Origin of the sequence: Puniceispirillum sp. (SeqCode), assembly GCF_965657105.1 — a bacterium.
Lineage (GTDB): Bacteria > Pseudomonadota > Alphaproteobacteria > Puniceispirillales > Puniceispirillaceae > Puniceispirillum.
On the sequence record NZ_CBFHNB010000005.1, the window covers coordinates 1 to 14489 of the forward strand.

At 50.3% G+C, this 14489-nt stretch carries 10 protein-coding genes; 4 read left to right on the forward strand and 6 right to left on the reverse strand.

Annotated features, from left to right (window positions below; genetic code table 11):
• The 4 genes from ACTF7Q_RS01420 to ACTF7Q_RS01435 all read left to right on the forward strand — a co-directional run.
• On the forward strand, positions 1 to 2167 hold a 2167-nt coding region (locus tag ACTF7Q_RS01420; RefSeq protein ID WP_438996068.1), incomplete at its 5' end, for a GcvT family protein.
• A 2-nt stretch (positions 2168 to 2169) separates the two neighbouring features.
• Positions 2170 to 4641: a GcvT family protein gene (locus tag ACTF7Q_RS01425; RefSeq protein WP_438996069.1), complete on the forward strand. Its 2472-nt coding sequence runs from the start codon at positions 2170 to 2172 to the stop codon at positions 4639 to 4641.
• Between the two features lie 44 nt (positions 4642 to 4685).
• Complete coding sequence (locus tag ACTF7Q_RS01430) at positions 4686 to 6233, forward strand: trimethylamine methyltransferase family protein (protein WP_438996070.1); 1548 nt, start codon at positions 4686 to 4688, stop codon at positions 6231 to 6233.
• Positions 6234 to 6354: 121 nt separating this feature from the next.
• Positions 6355 to 8127, forward strand: coding sequence for an acyl-CoA dehydrogenase (locus ACTF7Q_RS01435; protein ID WP_438996071.1), 1773 nt, complete (start codon positions 6355 to 6357; stop codon positions 8125 to 8127).
• Here the strand turns inward: ACTF7Q_RS01435 and ACTF7Q_RS01440 are convergent.
• The 6 genes from ACTF7Q_RS01440 to ACTF7Q_RS01465 form a co-directional block, all read right to left on the reverse strand.
• Positions 8124 to 10466, reverse strand: a complete 2343-nt coding sequence (locus ACTF7Q_RS01440; RefSeq protein WP_438996072.1) for a 3-hydroxyacyl-CoA dehydrogenase NAD-binding domain-containing protein — start codon at positions 10464 to 10466, stop codon at positions 8124 to 8126. The genes ACTF7Q_RS01435 and ACTF7Q_RS01440 overlap by 4 nt on opposite strands.
• Positions 10467 to 10510: 44 nt before the next feature.
• On the reverse strand, positions 10511 to 11308 hold the full coding sequence (locus ACTF7Q_RS01445) for an alpha/beta fold hydrolase (protein ID WP_438996073.1): 798 nt from the start codon (positions 11306 to 11308) through the stop codon (positions 10511 to 10513).
• 24 nt (positions 11309 to 11332) lie between these two features.
• Positions 11333 to 12631 carry an O-acetylhomoserine aminocarboxypropyltransferase gene (locus tag ACTF7Q_RS01450; protein ID WP_438996074.1) on the reverse strand — a complete coding sequence of 433 codons (1299 nt, stop codon included), beginning with the start codon at positions 12629 to 12631 and terminating at the stop codon, positions 11333 to 11335.
• 90 nt (positions 12632 to 12721) lie between these two features.
• On the reverse strand, positions 12722 to 13756 hold the full coding sequence (locus ACTF7Q_RS01455) for an MBL fold metallo-hydrolase (RefSeq protein WP_438996075.1): 1035 nt from the start codon (positions 13754 to 13756) through the stop codon (positions 12722 to 12724).
• On the reverse strand, positions 13740 to 14243 hold the full coding sequence (locus ACTF7Q_RS01460; RefSeq protein WP_438996076.1) for a tRNA (cytidine(34)-2'-O)-methyltransferase: 504 nt from the start codon (positions 14241 to 14243) through the stop codon (positions 13740 to 13742). The genes ACTF7Q_RS01455 and ACTF7Q_RS01460 overlap by 17 nt, the downstream gene beginning before the upstream one ends.
• Positions 14244 to 14270: 27 nt before the next feature.
• A complete protein-coding gene (locus ACTF7Q_RS01465) occupies positions 14271 to 14471 on the reverse strand; it encodes a DUF2783 domain-containing protein (protein WP_438996077.1) in 201 nt (66 codons plus the stop codon).
• Between the last annotated feature and the right edge of the window lie 18 nt (positions 14472 to 14489).

Below are 14489 nucleotides of genomic sequence, written 5' to 3' on the forward strand. Positions count from 1 at the left end.
TGCCCATAGTCGCCAGCGCATGGAAGAGTTCCGCCATGTTGAGCGTATGGGGCGGCAGATGGGTGTCGAATTACAGGAAATGTCGAATAAGGACATGCAGGATGTCTATCCGTTTCTTGAAACGCATGATCTATATGGTGGCCAGTGGGATCCCTATGATGGCGATATTGATCCAGCGCAATTAACGCAGGCATTGGCCAAGGGCGCGCGTGATCTAGGTGCGACCATTATTCGTTTCTGTCCAGTAACCGGTGTCAAATGGGACAAGGGTGAATGGACTATTTCAACGTCGCAAGGTGATATTCAGGCTGAATTCGTTGTCAATGCGGCGGGTTATCGTGCCAATGAGCTTGGCAAGATGTTTGGCCGTGATGTGCCCTGTGTATCGCTGGCGCATCAATATCTGATTACCGAAGCCATTCCCGAACTGACCGCACGCGACAGCAAGTTACCATTGCTGCGCGATCCGGACAGCTCGTATTATCTGCGTCAGGAAAAAGACGGATTATTGCTTGGGCCCTATGAAAAAAATTGCCGTGCTCATTGGCTGACCGACGATGATCCGATGCCGGATGATTTCTCTTTCCAGCTATATAATGATGACCTTGACCGGCTGGAATGGTATATTGAGGATGCCTGTGAACGTGTGCCGATTCTGGGCAGTGGTGGAATAACCCGCGTAGTCAATGGCCCGATTCCCTATACGCCTGACGGTTTGCCGCTTATCGGCCAGATGCCAGGTGTGCCCAACGCTTTTGAAGCTTGTGTATTTACCTTTGGCATTGTGCAGGGCGGTGGCGCGGGTAAATTACTGGCGGATATTATTGTCGAAGGCGAGGCTGAAACCGATAGCTGGGCGGTTGACCCGCGCCGCTTTACCGATCATGTCGATACGGCTTATACGGCGGCTAAGGCCATTGAAACCTATAGCCATGAATATGCTATGCATTTTCCGCAAATTCAGTGGCCAGCTGGTCGTAAGGCAAAGGTGAGTCCGCTTTATGAACGGCTCGAAGCTGCAGGTGCCGAATTTGGCGCCTATGGTGGGTGGGAACGTGCGGATTGGTTCCCAAAAGCAGGTGATGAGAGGCGTCCTGCAGATAGCTATGATCGTCAAGCCTGGTTCGACACCGTTGGTGCCGAATGCCGCCATGTTGCAGAACATGCAGGCATTCTCGAACTAACCGGATTTTCGCGTTATATGATCAAAGGTGAAGGCACGCGGAATTGGTTATCATCGCTGATTACGGGCAATCTACCAAAGCCCGGACGGATTGGCCTGATTTATTTTGCCTCGCCAAAGGGGCGCGTGCTTAGCGAAATGACCGCAACCTGTCTTGGCGATGATGAATTCATGCTGATGACAGGTGCTGGGGCATATTGGCATGATTTCGATTTGCTGTCCTTTGCCCTGCCAGCAGGGGGGGCGATTTCCATCAGCGATTTAACGCGCGATTTTGCCACCTTGCTTGTCACGGGGCCAAAAGCACCTGCTTTGCTTGCTGATGTGGTTGCTATAGATGTGGCGTCAGCCGCGTTTCCGTGGCTGACGCATCAAAAAGTTACGATCGCTGGGGTTGAAACCACGGCTATCCGTGTATCTTTTGCTGGTGAAGCTGGATGGGAACTACATTGCCCAATGCAAGATGTTGTTACCGTTTATGACGCCATTATCGCACAGGGTGATGCGCATCAACTTGGGCATTTCGGCATGTTGGCATTAGATTCGATGCGGCTTGAAAAAGGCTATAGGTCATGGAAGGCCGATCTAACTTCGGATTATACGATGTTGGAAAGTGGTCTCGAACGCTGGGTGAATTTCAGCAAAGACGACTTTACCGGCAAGGCGGCATTGATGGCCGAGCATCAGGCAGGCGCAAAACGGTGCTTTGTAACTTTGACTGTTGATGATCCAGCTGATGGCGCGCCTTTTGGAGAGGCGGTCTATCTAAGTACGGTTCTGGTCAATGGCGAAGCTGCTGGTCTGGTTATATCGGCGGGTTACGGTCATCGGGTAGGGGCATCGATAGCTATGGCGGTCATTGATGCAGACGCGCTGGTTGATGGGGCAACGGTTGCGGTTGATGTGCTAGGCCGGATCCGCCATGCGCATATTGTCGATGGCCATGTTCTGTATGATTCAAGCAATGCAAAGTTAAAGGGGTAGTCATGGCCATTCCGTCCCACGCACGTGCTGTCATTATCGGTGGCGGTGTCATCGGTTGTTCGATCGCGTATCATCTTGGCAAGCTTGGTTGGAAAGATGTGGTTCTGCTTGAACGCAAACAGCTGACCTGTGGCACAACATGGCATGCCGCAGGTCTGATCGCCCAGCTTCGCGCGACCCAGAATATGACCCGTCTGGCGAAATATTCGCAGGAACTTTATTTTGATCTGGAACAGGAAACCGGCGTTGCGACCGGCTTTAAGCGGAATGGATCAATCACTGTTGCCCTGACAGATGAACGGATGGAAGAGCTGAGACGTTCGGCGGCCATGGCGCGTGCCTTTGGTGTCGAAGTCGATGAGATTCTGCCCGATGATGTCAGCAAACGCTATCCGGGGCTGTCGCTGGATAATGTTGTTGGGGGCGTATGGTTGCCAAAGGATGGGCAAGCCGATCCAGTCAATATTACGCAAGCATTAGCCAAAGGTGCGCGTAATTTTGGCGTCAAGATCATTCAGGGTGTCAAGGTAACGGCCATTGACCAATCTGAGGGATGCGTGACTGGCGTGATGACGAATGAAGGGCCGATCACGGCTGATTATGTGGTTAATGCAGGTGGCATGTGGGCGCGCGAAATTGGCGCAATGGCAGGTGTTGCTGTACCACTTCATGCCTGTGAGCATTTTTATATTGTGACCGAGGCGATTGAAGGGCTAACGCCGAATCTGCCAGTTCTTCGGGTGCCAGACGAGTGCGCCTATTATAAGGAAGATGCTGGCAAAATGTTGCTTGGTGCCTTTGAACCAAATTCAAAACCATGGGGTATGAATGGCATCCCTGAGGATTTTGAATTTGACTCATTGCCCGAAGATTTTGACCATTTCGAACCTATTTTAGAGCGTGCTGTGGAACGGTTGCCAGCCTTGGCAACGGCAGGTATCCAGACCTTTTTTAATGGGCCAGAAAGTTTTACCCCAGATGATCGCTATATTTTAGGTGAGGCACCTGAGGTGAAGAATTTCTTTGTCGCGGCCGGGTTTAATTCGGTGGGCATCCAGTCCGCAGGTGGTGCCGGCATGGCGCTGGCTGAATGGATGGATACAGGCAATGCCCCGATGGATTTGTGGGATGTTGATATCCGCCGGATGATGCCGTTTCAGGCAAACCGCAGCTATCTTAAAACCCGGGTTTCGGAAACGCTTGGCCTGTTATATGCCGACCATTTTCCCTATAGGCAGGTTGAAAGTGCCCGCGATGTTCGCCAATCACCTGTTCATGACCGGCTGAAGGCGGCAGGTGCTTGTTTTGGTGAAACAAGTGGATGGGAACGCGCGAATTGGTTCTTGCCGTCATCGGAAATCGCCAAAGGTACAGTCCCAGCTTATGAATATAGCTGGAAGCGCCAAAACTGGTTTGATTATAGTGCCAGCGAACACAAAGCTGTTCGTGAAAAAGTCGGCATGTTTGATATGTCGAGCTTTGGCAAAATCAAAGTCATTGGCAAGGATGCCGAGGCTGTTTTGCAGACTATTGCGGCAAATGATGTGGCGGTTGCACCAGGTAAGATTGTCTATACACAATTTCTCAATGAAGCTGGCCATATAGAGGCTGATGTTACGATTACCCGACTAACATCGGATGAATTTTTGATTGTAACGCCAGCCGCAACAGTGCGGCGTGATCTGCACTGGATTAATGGACATATCCCCGATACTGCACATGCGATTGCGATTGATGTGACGGTTTCTGAGTCTGTCCTTGTTGTCATGGGCCCTGAAGCACGTGATTTTCTGCAACCCTTGATCCCACAAAGCCTTGCGAATGATGATTTTGCCTTTGGCACGATGCAGGATATTGAGATTGGACATGGCATTGCCCGCGCGCATCGCGTGACCTATGTGGGCGAGCTTGGCTGGGAGTTATATGTTTCGGCGGATATGTCGAATCATGTGTTTGATGCAATCATGGCACGCGCCCAAGATCACCCCTTACAGCTATGTGGTCTTCATGCGCTGGATAGTTGCCGGATAGAAAAGGCATTCCGGCATTTTGGGCATGATATTTCGAATGAGGATCATGTGCTTGAAGCGGGACTTGGCTTTGCTGTTAAGGAAACCAAACCAGCGTCAAAATTTGGCGGTATGATTGGGGCTGATGCGGTGAAGGCAAAACGCAATGACGGGCTGGATCAGCGATTGATGCAATTCCGCCTGAAAGATCCAGACCCGCTTTTATATCATAATGAAGCGATTTTGCGTGATGGCGAGATTGTTGGCTTTTTAACCAGTGGAAATTACGGGCACCATCTTGGCGGGGCGATTGGCCTTGGTTATGTCGGGTGCGCTGATGCTGGCGAAACGGCTGAGTCCCAGTTGCAATCACATTATCAAATCGATGTTGCTGGCCAGATGATTGACGCTGATGTCAGCTTTAAACCGATGTATGACCCGAAAGCTGAACAAGTGCGCTTATAGCCGAAAGACATTCAGATAGATAGACAGACAGAAAGGAAGAAACGATGCGGCAGAATAGACCTATTCCACATTCCACCCGCCGAAGCGGCGGTCGTGAGGCGCGTCGCTCGGTTCGAGCCGCACCGCTGGCAGACGAATTACGCCCAGTTCGCCCAGGCCTGTCTGGAGGCACCTTCAAACCTTTAAGCGAGGCTTCAGTCAAAGCAATTGAAGATACCGTTTATCAGATACTTGACGAAATTGGTCTAAGTCAGGCACCTGAAAGCGGTGTGAAATATATGACTGATGCAGGGGCTATCGCGGGTGACGATGGTCGTGTCCGCTTTCCGCGGGCGCTTGTCGAAGATACGCTTGCCAAAGCCGCCCGACATATCACGATCCATGGACAGGATGAAAAGCATGACTTGCTGTTATCGGGATCACGCGTGCATTTTGGCACTGCTGGCGCCGCTGTTCATGTCGTTGATGTGCAGAATAATTGCTATCGTGAGTCATATCTAGCCGATATCTATGACGCCGCGCGCATAGTCGAGCAAATGGATAATATTCATTTCTTTCAGCGTCCGATGGTGGCACGCGATATTCCCGATCCGGCTGATCTCGATTTTAACACTGTCTATGCCGCGATAAAGGGTACTACAAAGCATGTAGGCTGTAGCTTTACCGAAGCGCCATTCATGCGGCCAGTAATTGACATGCTGCATATGGTTGCAGGCGGTGAAGATAAATGGCGTGCACGGCCATTTGTGTCTAACAGTAACTGTTTTGTCGTGCCACCGTTGCGGTTTGCGACCGAGTCCTGTCTGGTGATGGAAGAAGCGGTTCATGCAGGTATGCCAGTATTGCTATTATCGGCAGGTCAGGCTGGGGCGACAGCACCGGCCAGTATTGCAGGCGCTGTGGCTCAAGCGCTTGCCGAAGTGATTGCTGGTCTGGTCTATGTCAATGCGATGGTGCCGGGGCATCCCTGTATCGTTGGCACCTGGCCATTTGTGTCTGATTTGCGCACTGGTGCGATGTCGGGAGGATCAGGCGAACAAGGGCTTTTGACCGCCGCCTGTTCGCAGATGCTACAGCATTTCGATCTGCCTGGTGGTGCTGCATCGGGGATGGCTGATGCCAAAATGCCAGATGCACAATCAGGCTACGAAAAAGGCAGCACGTTGGTTATGGCAGGCCTATCAGGGCTGAATATGGTCTATGAAGCGGCAGGTATGCATGCGTCATTACTTGGCTTTTGTCTGGAAAGTCTGATCATCGATAATGACATGATCGGGCAATGTCTGCGCTGTGTGCGTGGCGTCGAAGTCAATGAAGCGACGTTGGGTGTTGCTGTGATGAAAGATGTCTGTATGGGTGGCGCAGGGCATTATCTGGGGCATGACCAGACGATAGGCCTGATGCAGACGGAATATGTTTATCCAGCAATAGCCGACCGGTCGAGCCCAAAGGAATGGGAAGAACTTGGCAAGCCAAACCTCGTCGAGGTAGCAAGCAAGCGCAAGGATGAAATTCTTGCTAGCTTTAACCCGACGCATATTCCAGACGCGCTTGATGCTAAAATCCGAAGCGAATTTAATGTGCTATTATAGTTGGCAGACGTGACATCGAGCCACGGTTTGTGTCGTTGTAATGCCAAAGGGAGAAGTTTATTATCAGTCATCTTATAGATTGTTAATGAACATGCCCCGCTTTGTTGATTGTGAGTGACCTATGTATAAAGCCCCTGTCGATGACATGAAATTTGCCCTTGCGCATCTGGTTGGTATTGATGATATCGCCGCACTGCCTGGTATGGATATGGTCTCGGATGATCTGGTCGAGGCTGTGCTCGAAGAAGCCGGTAAAGTTGCCGGTGATATTATTGCCCCGCTAAATCACGATGGTGATGTTATGGGCGCTATGCGTAATGACGATGGTTCGGTATCTCTACCAGACGGGTTTGGCGCGGCGTGGCAGGCTCTAGCGACAGGTGGATGGATCGGGTTCGAAGCGGATCCCGACTATGGTGGACAAGGCTTGCCCTTGTGTCTGGGGTCAGTGGTCAGTGAAATGTGGAATAGCGCCAATATGAGCTTTGCGCTTTGCCATTTGCTTACGCAAGGGGCGATTGACGCGTTGGAACAGGTTGCCAGCCCTGAACAAAAAGCCACGTTCCTTCCCAATCTGATTAGCGGTGAATGGTCAGGCACGATGAATTTGACCGAACCACAAGCTGGCACCGACCTTGGTGCTTTGCGCACAATGGCGATCCCTAATGATGACCATTATCTGATTAAGGGTCAGAAGATATATATCACCTATGGCCAGCATGATATGAGCAAGAATATCATCCATCTTGTGCTGGCGCGGACGCCTGATGCCCCGGATGGGGTCAAGGGCATTTCGCTGTTTGCGGTGCCTAAAATCTTGGTCAATACCGATGGTTCTTTGGGTGAGGCGAATGATGTTTTCTGCGTTTCGATTGAGAAAAAGCTGGGCATTAAGGCATCACCGACTGCGGTTTTGCAATATGGTGACAATGGTGGTGCGGTTGGCTATCTGATTGGCGAAGAAAATAAGGGTCTGGAATATATGTTCCTGATGATGAATAACGCCCGCTTTGCCGTTGGTATGCAAGGCGTTGCTATTTCCGAGCGCGCCTATCAACAGGCTGTGCATTATGCACATGATCGTGTGCAAGGCACACCAATAGCGGGCAATAAAGGTGACAGCATTGTTCATCATCCGGATGTCTTGCGCATACTGACCATTATGAAAGCCGAGATTGAAGCGATGCGCGCCTTGATGGTGGTGGGTGGTGCCTGTCTGGATAAATCGCATGGCACGGATAACGCGGCGTTCTGGCATGAGCGCGCAAGCCTGCTGATCCCAGTGATTAAGGGCTGGATGACCGAGCGGTCACAGGCACTAACATCGGATGCTGTTCAAATTCATGGTGGCATGGGATTCATCGAGGAAACCGGCGTTGCCCAGCATTATCGTGATGCCCGTATTCTCCCAATTTATGAAGGCACTACGGCGATCCAAGCCAATGATCTTGTTTTTCGTAAAACCCTGCGAGATGGGGGCGCGGCTGTGACCAGCCTGTTTGCCGATATTGATGCTGATATGAATGCGATTATCAGCACCCAAAATGACAACACAATGGCTTTAGCGGATCAGGTCAAACAGGCTGTTGATACAGGCCGGCAGGCGCTGGAATCATTGCTGGCACGAGCTAATAATCCGCGTGATGCCGCCGCCGCAGGTGTCGATTTTATCATGCTTATTGGCTATCTGACGGGGGGCTGGCAAATGGCACGTGCAGCAGCGGCGGCAGTAAAAGCCGAAGCCGAACAAGCTGGCAACCCCGACTTCATGAAAGCCAAACAGGCAAGCGCTGCGGCCTATATGGCCTATAGCTTGCCCGAGGTTGCAAAATTGGCCAGCAAAATGATGAATGGGCCTGACGCGCTTGCCAAAATGGACGTTAACTGGCTTTAATTTCTGACAGGTGAGCCATTATCAAGCATTGAGGAAATGCGGATATAGGTTTCTTTAGTCTTGGCCAAAGTGATAAAGGCTTCCCGCTCGCGATCATAAAGCCCCTGTTCGTCAATTTCACCACCATCACCGGCGCGTTGCAACATAACACTGGCAATCGCCATGGCGACTGTCTTGTCATGCGGCATGAAATCGCCCCGATCGATACCTTCCTGCATAAAGCCAGCCATCTTATCAGCCAAATTGGCGTCCGCCAGTTTTGACGATGGTATATCGGGTGCGCGGTAACTATCCTGCATTTTGCCAATCATGCTTATTGCTTTGGTCAACAGCCTGTCTCGGTTCATAACCGCTTCGTCATGATCTGGGCGGAAATACTGCATTTTAGCCGATAGGTTAGGCGACGAACCGGTGGCACCATAGCCGATATTCATCCATGTTTTCCAAGCGGCATCATCAACATTTTTACCAGCGGCTTGCCACCGTAAAAAAGTTTCCTTGATACCACCACCGCCAGGTACAACACCAACACCAGCCTCAACAAGGCCAAGCACCGAATTTGAATGAACTGCTAATTTGTCACAATGTGCTAGCACCTCAAAACCACCACCAACGGCCAAGCCTGATGGCGCACCGATAACAGGCACAGGCGTATATTTCAGCGCGCAAACAGCGTCTTGGAATCGTGCCAGAAATTTATCTATACCGTCCCAGTCTTCGGCTTCTATAAAGGCGCGAAACGCGTTCAGATCAACACCAGCCGAAAAATGCTGAGCGTCATTATGGACGATTATACCACTGCCATGATCCTTGGTGGCGGCAGCTACAATTTCCATGGATTCATCATTCAGCGCATTTGCCTTTGAATGAAATTCGATAAGCCTTAGATCGTTGACGCTTTGTGCAAAGCCATCAAGAACAAAAAGGCTGGCAGAATTATTGCTTATAATGGGCGTCATCGATCTGCGCGTCATATGAAACCGTATGACGCCTGTCGGCAACATGACCGGATTATATTTTTTGGCAGCGTCGCGCACCATCAGGCTACTGCCCTGTAACTGGTAGAATGGGCTTTCAGTTTTTAAAACCTCAGGAACTGTGACACCAGCTTCCGACATTAATGATTGCATGCGCTCATATCCAATAGCGTCGATCAATTCAAATGGCCCACGGATCCAGTTAAAGCCCAGCTTCATAGCATCGTCGATATCTTGCGGGTTATTTGTGACAGCAGGGATAAGGCTGGCCGCATAGGCAAGTACCCGTCCCAGAACACGGCGACAGAACCGCGCATTTATGTCATCACCAGCTAGGATCATATCCAAAGGCTCAGCACGTTGTGCGGTGGCTTCGGCCGCTTTGCTTGCTGATTCTGGTAAGGTTGTTTTCACCGGCTTTAGCGGAAGCAATTCGGCACCACCAAGTGGCCTGACAAATATATTTTCATCATCATCGGTGACGTAAAAACCACCTTTGCCTTTGTCTCCGGTATAGCCATTGGCAATCATCGCATCAATCATGGGGTTTTTGCCCCCAACGGCATGAAAGGCATCATTTTCTGGCAGGATGCTCGCAAGTGATGCAACCACATCAACCATAAGATCAATGCCGATAAGATCATAAAGGCCAAACACACCCGTTTTGGGAATACCCATGGGGCGCCCCATCAAGGCGTCAGCATCTTCGACCGACAAGCCGCATTTGAAAGCTTCGTCAATACCAACTTGTAGCGCAAACACGCCAACACGGTTGCCTAAAAAGCCGGGTGTATCCGCACAGCGGACAACACCTTTGCCCAGAACACGGTCATTGAAATCAGCCAGTTTTTCAATAATACGGGCTTCGGTTTCACTGCCGCGCACCAACTCGAGCAGGCGCATATACCGTACTGGGTTGAAATAATGTGTAATCGCAAACCGTTTTTTAAAAGCGATTGGCATATCTTCGACAAGAAGCCGGATCGGAATTGTTGATGTGTTCGAACTGATAATGCAATGTGCCGGAACAATATCATCAAGCCGTTTATATAAAGCTTTCTTGATATCAAGCCGTTCGACCACAGCTTCGATTACCCAGTCATAATCAGCTAGTTTTTCAAGATCGCCATCAATCGTGCCGGTGCTTATACGGTTGGTGAATTTCTTATCCATCAATTGCGGCGGGTCTGATGCCAGCAAACGATCTATAGCCATTTCAGCCGGGGTTTTGTCGCCCGGGTTGTGGGCATCAAGATCAAGTAACAAAACATCATGTCCGGCATTAGCGATCTGGGCGGCTATGCCACTTCCCATGGTGCCAGCACCAATAACAGCAATTTTGGAAAAATCAGATTGTGTCATAACTTAAACCTTTATCTTCGGCAGGTATTTGCCATGTAATCCATTCACCGGTTCCCAAGGAAATTACGCATGGCGGCGTTCACCGCAAGCGGGCGTTCAACAGGTAACATATGACCAGCATTATTAATGATCTCAAGGGTAGAATCCTGGATAGCTTCGGCCATCATTTTACCGAACTTTAATGGTGTGTTTCGGTCTTTCTGGGCAAGCAGGCATAAGGTTGGCTGACGGATCGATGCGGCGGCGGCGGTGCCATGACTATAATTATTGCAGGCGGTGAAATCGGCTTTTAACGCCGCGCGGTTATTTATCGCCATCAACCGCTCTCCAAAGCCAATAAAAGAATGCCCTGGCAGTGAGTGGTCATATTTATGCGCCTCGGGGCCATGCCCAAAGCTTGTCAGCATGGCAATGGCTTTTTCCAGCGCTTTATCAGACATGTCTAACAAAACATCATTGACCGGAATGGCCATGGCGCCAGCAATCAGAACCAGATGCGTGATGCGGTCAGGCTGGCTGGCAGCTGCTTCGATTGTGACAAGGCAGCCTTGCGAATGCCCAACCACACGGGCAGTTTTGACGCCGAGACTGTCAAGCAAATCGATAAGCCAAGCGGCCATATCTTCAATTGTTTCAAGAGGCGCGCCTTCAGATAGGCCATGTCCGGGGAAATCGGGCACTAACACGCTATAGCCTTGATGGGCAAAATGACGGCTTTGTAAAATCCAGCTTAAATGATTCTGTCCGCTTCCATGCAACATGACAAGCACATCGCCAGCCGGATCAAAATCACGTCCGCCAGTTGCAAGATGGATTTGTATGCCATGCAGATTATGTTTCATAGTTATCCCCGCTATGCTGGCAGATCAGGCTTTGACCGCACGGCTAGCCGCCTTCAGCCCTTGTTTGAAGTCGGCAATAATATCGTCTATGTCTTCCAGCCCCACCGACAGGCGAATCATATCATCTGACAAACCGCCTTCGATCATGGCTTCGGCGGAAATATGCGAATGTGTCGTGCTGGCTGGATGGATCACTAGGGTTTTGGCATCGCCAACATTTGCCAGATGTGATGCTAGATCGACTGACTCGATAAAGGCGCGTCCTGCTTCGCGTCCCCCTTTCAGACCGAAAACAATGATCGAGCCTGCGCCACGCGGCAACATTTTCTTGGCAAGTTCATGCCCTGGATGATCGGGCAGATTAGGGTGGCGCACCCATGCCACACCATCGTGATCGCTAAGAAACGCGAGCATTTTGTCCGTATTTTCCATATGCCGTTGCATGCGTAACGGCAAGGTTTCCAGACCTTGGAGAATATGAAAGGCATTGGTTGGTGACAGGCTTGGCCCCAGATTGTACATCCCTTCGGCGCGGAATCGTGCGGTAAAGGCGGCAGGGCCGAATTCTTCATAGAAATTAATGCCGTTCATTGAATAATGTGGGCCAGCGATAGTCGGAAATTTATCGTTGCGTCCCCAGTCAAAATTACCTGCATCAACGACAATACCGCCAATTGCAATGCCGTGACCGCCCATCCATTTTGTCAATGAGTGAATGATGATACTGGCACCAAGATCAATTGGTTTTAAAAGCCAAGGCGTATTGAAAGTACAGTCAAGGATTAGCGGAATACCGGCTTCATCGGCAACCTTGGCGACTTTTTCGACATCCATGATATCGAGACCCGGATTGCCTATGACCTCGCCAAAAATCAGTTTGGTATTTTCCTGAATAGCGGCTTTTATGGCGTCGGGGTCGCAGGGATCAACAAAGCTGGTGGTGATGCCAAAACGCGGTAGCGTGTTTTCCATCAGATTGATATTTGCACCATACATGCGTGATGATGACACAATGTGATCGCCTTGCGAACAAATGGTCAGCAAAGCTGTTGAAAGCGCCGCCATGCCAGAAGCCGTCGCGGTGGCAGCAACAGCCCCGTCAAGGGCGGCAACACGTTGTTCAAGAACAGCAACAGTCGGGTTGGAAATGCGACTATAGAGATGGCCGCCAATTTCCATATTATATAGCGCGGCTGCATGATCACTATCTTTGAAAACATAGGATGTAGTCTGATGAATCGGCACAGCACGTGACCCATGTGTTTCATCGGGTACATGTCCGGCATGCAAGCTCAAAGTATCGAATTTATAATCGCCGCTCATAGAGTCACCTTTAGGTAAAGCACAGACCTCTTTTTGCCCTGTTCGCTAGGCCAAGTCAATCAATCGGAGAGCCAGCTTACATGCATAACCCTAAGCCAGAGCAAAATAACCGATATTGTCTTCGCCAATCGCATAATCCATTTTACCACTATGGAACAGGTGATTGAGATGCGCCCGTGCTTCGCAACTAGCAAAAAACACTTCATGGTCGGTCAATTCAAATGGAAATAGATGGTCACTGGCCATTTTGGTCGATAGGGGCGAGATTCTGGCAGCGTCGATTAATTGCTCCAGTCTTTGTTGATGGTGCGCAATCAAGGCGGCGGCGCGAATGCCGCCACCATAATAAGGCCAGTCATGGCCTGAAATTACCAGCCAGTCATTATCCAATGCGCACATATCATGCAGATAGGTAAAATAATGTGCCAGCACATCTGCATTGATATTGCGGAAAGACGCCGACACATTTGGTGAGATTCGCGGTAACAGGAAATCGATTCCAAGATATAATTTACGCGCATGATCGCTCAGGCTTATATGGCCTGGTGAATGCCCGCCATCAAAGCGCAGCTGCCAGCTACCAGCGACGGTTTTGATCTCGTGTCCAGCTTTGAGAATGGTGACATCTGGCAGTTCTCCCACGAGGGAACGATAAAAATTGCCAGATTTTTTGGTGCGGTCAATGACAGCTTCGGGCAGACCAAATTCAGAATAAATCTCGACAGCAAGTTTTTCATAATCGGCATTGGTCATATCCAATGCCCAGCGCATCATCTCATGCTCGATAGCACCTGTCATAATTGGCGCACCTGTCAGGCTGGATAATTGCCCCGCATAACCAACATGATCAGCGTGATGATGTGTCACCAGAATGCCAGCAACCGGCTTGCCTGCAAGCGGCCCATCAAGCATAGGTGGCCATTGTACGGCGTTACTATCGGCCTTTATGCCGCAATCGATCAATATCCAGCCGTCGGCGGTATCAAGCGCATAAAGATTGATGTGGTTCAGGCGGAAGGGCAGGCTGAAACGAAACCAATATAGATCATCAGCAAGTGCAACCATGTGGCCGGGGGCTGGTACGTCGATATCCAGAGGTTGCATTGTGCTAGTTTGAACTGTCATGAGATATCTTCTGCTGGGGTGTTTGAAAGCCGTTTTGACGCCATGCTTCATACAGGGTAACAGACACAGCATTGCTAAGATTCAGGCTACGATTGCCAGGCAGCATTGGTAGAGATAATTTCTGACTCTCGCCAAGTGCCGCGTGGATATGGTCAGGTAAGCCAGTTGTTTCTGCACCAAACAGGAAAACATCCCCCATAGCTAAGGCGGTGTCATGCACAATCTGCGTGCCGAATTTGGTGACGGCAAATAGCCGCGCTGCGCCAATCGAAATACCCAGCAGGTCAAGGCATGAGTCCAAACTGTCATGTTGCTGCACCTGTGCCATGTCATGATAATCAAGACCCGCCCGGCGACATGATTTTTCATCAAGCGAAAAGCCAAGCGGCTTGACTAGATGCAGGCGCGCCCCCGTATTTGCGCATAGCCGGATGATATTTCCTGTATTGGGTGGTATCTGCGGCGTGAACAGGATGATGTCAAACATGAAGAATATTATCCGTTGCGCCAGAAGCTAGTTATCAATAGATATGCGCGCTGTGCGGATGGCGTCGCGGATGATAGCGGCATCGCCAATATGATTCATCATCACCAGAATAAGCGCGGCATTTAGCTGGTTGCTTTTGTCTGCAGATAAGCCGGCATGAGCGTCAAGTAACTCGTTATAGAGCGCATCGCTGTCGGCACCTAGGTTAAAATCTGTTTTGATTGTCATGCGCCTCTCCTATGCCCC

Excerpts from the sequence above, each read along its gene's own strand:
- ACTF7Q_RS01425 (WP_438996069.1), top strand. The coding sequence starts at position 2,170 with ATGGCCATTCCGTCCCACGCACGTGCTGTCATTATCGGTGGCGGTGTC.
- ACTF7Q_RS01430 (WP_438996070.1), top strand. The coding sequence starts at position 4,686 with ATGCGGCAGAATAGACCTATTCCACATTCCACCCGCCGAAGCGGCGGT.
- ACTF7Q_RS01435 (WP_438996071.1), top strand. The coding sequence starts at position 6,355 with ATGTATAAAGCCCCTGTCGATGACATGAAATTTGCCCTTGCGCATCTG.
- ACTF7Q_RS01440 (WP_438996072.1), bottom strand. The coding sequence starts at position 10,466 with ATGACACAATCTGATTTTTCCAAAATTGCTGTTATTGGTGCTGGCACC.
- ACTF7Q_RS01445 (WP_438996073.1), bottom strand. The coding sequence starts at position 11,308 with ATGAAACATAATCTGCATGGCATACAAATCCATCTTGCAACTGGCGGA.
- ACTF7Q_RS01450 (WP_438996074.1), bottom strand. The coding sequence starts at position 12,631 with ATGAGCGGCGATTATAAATTCGATACTTTGAGCTTGCATGCCGGACAT.
- ACTF7Q_RS01455 (WP_438996075.1), bottom strand. The coding sequence starts at position 13,756 with ATGACAGTTCAAACTAGCACAATGCAACCTCTGGATATCGACGTACCA.
- ACTF7Q_RS01460 (WP_438996076.1), bottom strand. The coding sequence starts at position 14,243 with ATGTTTGACATCATCCTGTTCACGCCGCAGATACCACCCAATACAGGA.
- ACTF7Q_RS01465 (WP_438996077.1), bottom strand. The coding sequence starts at position 14,471 with ATGACAATCAAAACAGATTTTAACCTAGGTGCCGACAGCGATGCGCTC.